The 2073-nt window shown below is 45.4% G+C and carries 1 protein-coding gene and 1 rRNA gene; both read right to left on the minus strand.

The genetic code is table 11. The features are described from left to right. Positions 1-786 precede the first annotated feature (786 nt). Complete coding sequence (locus tag I8U17_RS18010) at positions 787-1518, minus strand: class I SAM-dependent methyltransferase (RefSeq protein WP_033102438.1); 732 nt, start codon at positions 1516-1518, stop codon at positions 787-789. A 485-nt stretch (positions 1519-2003) separates the two neighbouring features. After that, positions 2004-2073, minus strand: a 5S ribosomal RNA gene (gene rrf, locus I8U17_RS19035); the annotation flags it as partial.

A 2073-nucleotide genomic window follows, 5' to 3' on the forward strand; every position in this document is an offset into this window, starting at 1 on the left:
TCTTTAGTTTTCAAGGAACACTCTCCGTCGCCGCCGTTTTTATCACGACGACAATTTATATTCTATCACATCGCTGTCACGCTTGTCAACAACTTTTTTTGTTTTGTTCTCTCGCTTTTTGCAAGATGTTGTCGTATCAGCGACGAAAATAAATATACTACCCTTTTATTTGATTGTCAACACCTCTTTTGAGATTTATTTTATTTCCATCATTTTATGCACATGTAAACCCGGACGGAAACAAAAAACATACTTGCCGTCACTCGGCCGACTTGAACGATCCCTCCCCCCTCGAGCAGTTTGCAGCTCTCCATGTTTGACCGAATCGATCAATGTCTTTCCTCTGCTTTAAAGTACCTAAAAACAACCTGGTGTTTTCTGCTCAAACCAGTGATGAAAAACGCTTTTACCGTTTTCCCATAACTAAAGAATCCGGGCGGCACGTTTATCAACCGTGGAGAACCAGCGGGAAACAAAAAGAGAGGCGCAGGAAATGCAGACAAGGATCGGAACGCCCGGTTTCGGGACACGCTGGCAAGAGCCCGGGTCAAAAAAACCCCCCAACTTTCAACTTTCATGCAGATACCTTGATTTCGACAACATCAGATGATGCAAAGTTCCTTAAAACAGCGCTTCTCCTGTTTACCGGATCTTCCTGTCAGGATGAAGGATTCTGAACCAATCAACCGCTCGTGTATGATAACGGGCATTCTCCAATTCGGAATTAACGACCCAAGTTTCCTTGTACGCTCATAAGTTCCATTCCCGTCAAGGCACATGCATCCTCTAAGGTTTACGACCCACCACAATCCGTACAGGAGGAAAAATAAAATAATGGGGACCGGCAATCTGAACGCCTGTCGCTCCCAACTCTTCAAAAATCGCGGCATATTCATCAACATGCCGGAAATCGAGAATCGCAAAATGTCCTCCCGGCTTGAGCACCCGGAATATTTCCCCGAGCGCTTTGCGACGTTCATCTTTATCGTAAATATTGTGCAGGGCCAGACTGGAAACAATCACATCAAATTCATTGTCCGAAAACGGAATATCCCGCGCATCAGCAGATACGACTTCGACGCGTTCTCTTACTCCTTCTCTTTCGGCATTTTCCAGAGTTACATCAGGATGATTGCCCGATTGATCCTGTTCATTCCAAATATCAATTCCGATTGCCTTACCTCTGTCCAGGCGTTTGGCAGCAGCATTCAGAACGAGTCCTCTCCCGCATCCGATATCGAGCACTTTTTCATCTCCCCGCCAAGGGACGAGATCAAGCAGTTTCTCCCGTTCATAATACTTCCCGACTTTGCTGCTCCAAATCATATAAACGGCTTCAATGAGACAAATCAACCCCAAAAGGAAGGGAATCGTTCCGATCCATCGCCAAGCACCGGCAAAAGCAAAAAAAGTCCCCATACAGAGAAGAAGCAAAACGATGCCGATCAACGCCAAGTTTCGAATGACACCAGGAGCATCTATGCCATAATCCCCTTTTTGATTACCAGTCTTATCCATTCACTTCACCTGCCTGTCGTTTTTTGAATGTTTATGGGTAGTGTAACGGAAACCCGGATGACGCAGCTCAGATGAGCTTCATTTCCATTATACAAATTCGGATAAACACTTTGACACCTGCCTGACCAAAAACGTGTGAATGCTTGATCACCTGCATCCATTTCCCAGCAACAAACTCAAAAGTAACATCGTTTGCTGCATATGACCTGACAGGAACAGAGGAACGAACTTACTGCCGGGGACATTTGCAACGCTTATAAATTCCATTATTCAGGAAACAATCCAGGGATTCAAAAGGATTCCTCCTGGATAACATCATCTTCATCCACAAAGTGAATCAATGTAAGAAGGGATCCCGGCTGACAGAAGCACTCAAAACAGAGGCGCGATGAAGAAAGGATGGAGAAGGAGGATGAATCGAAGGAAATAAAAATAACAAAGACAACAATGAAAAAGCCACCTCCAACGAGGTGGCTTGTATCTTTGCCTGGCAACGACCTACTCTCCCAGGGGTGAACCCCAAGTACCATCGGCGCTGGAGGGCTTAACTTCCGT

Source organism: Thermoactinomyces sp. CICC 10521 (assembly GCF_016055135.1).
In the GTDB taxonomy this organism is placed as follows: Bacteria; Bacillota; Bacilli; order Thermoactinomycetales; family Thermoactinomycetaceae; genus Thermoactinomyces_A; species Thermoactinomyces_A daqus.

Excerpts from the sequence above, each read along its gene's own strand:
- I8U17_RS18010 (WP_033102438.1), bottom strand. The coding sequence starts at position 1,518 with ATGGATAAGACTGGTAATCAAAAAGGGGATTATGGCATAGATGCTCCT.